Annotated in this window: 2 protein-coding genes and 2 pseudogenes; 2 read left to right on the top strand and 2 right to left on the bottom strand. The window is 65.6% G+C overall.

Annotated features, from left to right (window positions below):
• Positions 1 to 194: pseudogene (locus tag RHBS_RS26120) on the top strand (glycogen synthase); the annotation flags it as partial.
• Between the two features lie 11 nt (positions 195 to 205).
• Here the strand turns inward: RHBS_RS26120 and RHBS_RS26115 are convergent.
• A complete protein-coding gene (locus tag RHBS_RS26115) occupies positions 206 to 967 on the bottom strand; it encodes an acyltransferase (RefSeq protein WP_121870213.1) in 762 nt (253 codons plus the stop codon).
• A gap of 149 nt (positions 968 to 1,116) precedes the next feature.
• Between RHBS_RS26115 and RHBS_RS26110 the strand changes: the two genes are divergently transcribed.
• Entirely contained in the window at positions 1,117 to 2,439 is a 1,323-nt protein-coding gene (locus RHBS_RS26110) for a PQQ-binding-like beta-propeller repeat protein (protein ID WP_121870214.1), read from the top strand.
• On the opposite strand, the pseudogene RHBS_RS26105 reads toward RHBS_RS26110, so the two are convergent.
• Positions 2,427 to 3,113: pseudogene (locus RHBS_RS26105) on the bottom strand (class I SAM-dependent methyltransferase); the annotation flags it as partial. The gene RHBS_RS26110 and the pseudogene RHBS_RS26105 overlap by 13 nt on opposite strands.

The following is a 3,113-nucleotide window of genomic DNA, read 5'->3' as shown; positions in this document are numbered from 1 at the left end:
TGCGGCGTGTTCTCGACAACGCGGACGCCGCGCAGGAACGGGCCGTGGCCGCCCGCGAGCGCCTCACCGTGGATTTCGACTGGAAACACGTCGCCGAATCGACTGCGCAGGTCTATCTGGAAGCCAAACGCAAAGTTCGGCATCCGCTGGCGCGCCCGCACATCGTCGAGCGCGCGCTTCCCGGCCGTACCTGAGAACAGTAGGGTCAGTCCTCCCGCGCCGCCTCGGCCTGTCCGAGAGCCTTCTTGCGGGCGATGTCCTCCAGCGCAGCAATGTATTTCGCGCGCTCGCCGGCACCGGCCTCCCAGGCGACCTTGCGATTGCGGACGACCTTGGCCGGGGCACCGACCGCGATGCTGTAGTCCGGGATCTCACCCTTGACCACGGCGTGGGCCCCGAGCACGCAGCCCCGGCCGATGCGGGTCTCGCGCAGGATCGTCACCTTGGCCGCGATCCACGTGTCCGGACCGATTCTCACGGGTCCCTTCACGATTCCCTGATCCTTGATCGGCATGTTCACATCGTCCATCCGATGATCGAAGTCGCAGATGTAGCACCAGTCGGCCACCAGCGTCGACGCGCCGATCTCGATGTCGAGGTAGGTGTTGACGACGTTGTCCTTGCCGAACACCACCTTGTCGCCGATCCGCAGCGAACCTTCGTGGCAGCGAATGGCATTGCCGTCGCCGATGTGTACCCAGCGTCCGATCTCGAGGCGCGAGAGCTCGGGAGTGGAATGAATCTCGACGTTCTTGCCGAGAAACACCATGCCCTTGAGGATCACGTGCGGATTGGCCAGCTTGAACTTCGCGAGGCGGTAGTAGCGGACCAGGTACCACGGCGTGTACGCCTTGTTGGCGAGAACCCAGTCGAGGGACGCGCGCGTGAGGAACCGCGCCTGTTCGGTGTCGCGTCGTCTCGACCCGCGCCAGCGTGTCCGCAGCGGCGCGTTCCACATACTCGTCATGGACGTTCACCCTAGTTTCTCGTTCGCCCGCTCTCTGCCGCCACCCTTGCGCGGGCTAGGGTTGCCTGTCGACTGTTGCTCGTCGGCAGAACGAACACAGACGCCCCGGCACCATGTCGGGCACGGACTCGAGTCATGGGGAGCGATCGATGCGCGGCGTCAGGGCCAAGGGCAGGACCGGCAGAAGGGTCACTGCGCTCGCAGCAGCGCTGGCGCTGGTGACCGTGAGCGGTTGTGGCACCGACAGGCCGGCCATAGAACCCCTCTCTCCCGATTCATGGCCTGCAGCGCACGCGAACTCCCACAACAGCGGCGCCACCGCAGTGTCGGTGTCGACTCCTCTGTCCTTGGACTGGACGCGCCCCACCGGCGGCACGGTGACCTCCCCGGTGTCCATCGGGTCGACCGGTCAGATGTTCGTCACTGCCGCCACCGAATCCGGCTGCAACCTCTTCTCGTTCGAGATCGACTCCGCACGCAAACGCTGGTGCAATCGCGTCGGGCCCTCCGTCGTCACTGCAACGCCGACCGTCGATTCGGCGATCAACGTCTACATCGGCGACGACGGCGGCCTGAACTCGTACAACGACCACGGCCAACTGCGGTGGCGCACACCGGTGTACGGAGTGCCCAAGTCCGCGCAGTTCCTCGGGGACGGCAGCGTGCTCTCGATCACCCAGATGGGGCAGGTCAGCGTTCTGGATTCGCAGAACGGGCAACTTCGAGTACCGATTCTGGATCTGGTTCCGACGCCGAATTTCTTCACCGACCCGAATACCGACTTCCTGCCGGTCGACACCGGACTCGCCCAGTGCAGCTCGGGCGGATCCGAATGCCCCGTGCCCGCGGCGCCCGCGGTCGACAGTGCGACCGGAACGATCTACTTGACGCTGTGGCGTCCCGGTTCGATTGCGCCGCAGCTCGTTTCCCTGCAGTACAACCGAGACGGTTCTCCCGGTCTCGTCGAACGTTGGTCCTCGGACCTGCTGCCCGCCGGTGTCGCGTCGAGTCCGGTGCTGTCCGAGGACGGGTCGACGGTCTACCTGGCCGATGTCGACGGCAGGCTGACCGCGTTCGACACCGCCGACGGGCGACAGAAGTGGACCGAGGGCACCGGGCTCGGAATCGGTGCCAGTCCCTCGATTTCCTCGGACGGCACGATCGTGCCGACGGGCGGCGACGGCACCCTCGTCGGCCTGCGCGACAACGGTGATTCGGCCGAGCGAGTCTGGGTCCGCGACGACCTCGAACAGGCAGGCAGCGCAGCCCAATCCGCAGACGGACGCGGCCATACCGTCGTTCGTGAGGACGACGGACTGGCGCTGCTCACGTTCGACGCAGCGACCGGTGAGACGGTGGATGTACAGCCGGTTCCCGACGTCGTCGGCACCACCGTCGGCACGTCGATCGGCCCGGACGGTCAGGTCGTCACCGCAAGCTACCTCGGCGAGATCTTCACCTACACGGGCTGACCGATAGATCCTGGAGCGCAGACGAACGCCACCGCGGACCGGTCGACTCGGGCGATCACCACCGACAGTGCCACGGATCCGCGAAGTTTGAGCCTGGGCCGCAGTATCGCCGGATCCACGTCGACTCCGCGGACGAGAATTTCCACCGAACCGCAGTCCATCCGATTCAGTTGTTGCCGAAGCACTTTCTCGGAGAACTTGGACTGCTCCAGAATCCGAAAGCCGCGCACCCCGGCAGGGACCGTGTCGCCGGTCAGATACGCGATTCTCGGATCGAGTTGCCACAGACCGAATCTGGCACCGTAATGCCGAACCAGACCGGCCCTGACCACCGCCCCGTCTGGATCGACGATATAGCGCCCCGGCGGCCGAACCGGAATGTCGTCGGATTCTGCATCGGTGAATTCCATAACGCTGCCGTCGGATCGAAGAACAGCCGCCCGACGCCGAACACCGTTCTCGCTCAAACCTTCCGACCAGAGGCACGCTTCTCGCACTCCCCCGTCGAGCGAGACCACCTCGATCTCGCCGGCCCAGTCGACAGCGTCGAAATCCAGACCGGGCGCACACTTGACAACCAGGTCTCGGCCTCGATAGACGTCTAACAGGTCCGGTAGGGGTGGTTGCAGCGCCGCCGGGTCGTGGCGTCGCCGCCCACCCGCTCGGCGGCCGGG

This window comes from Rhodococcus sp. BS-15 (assembly GCF_000813105.1).
GTDB lineage: Bacteria > Actinomycetota > Actinomycetes > Mycobacteriales > Mycobacteriaceae > Rhodococcoides.
This window is presented reverse-complemented; position numbering and strand designations above follow the sequence as displayed.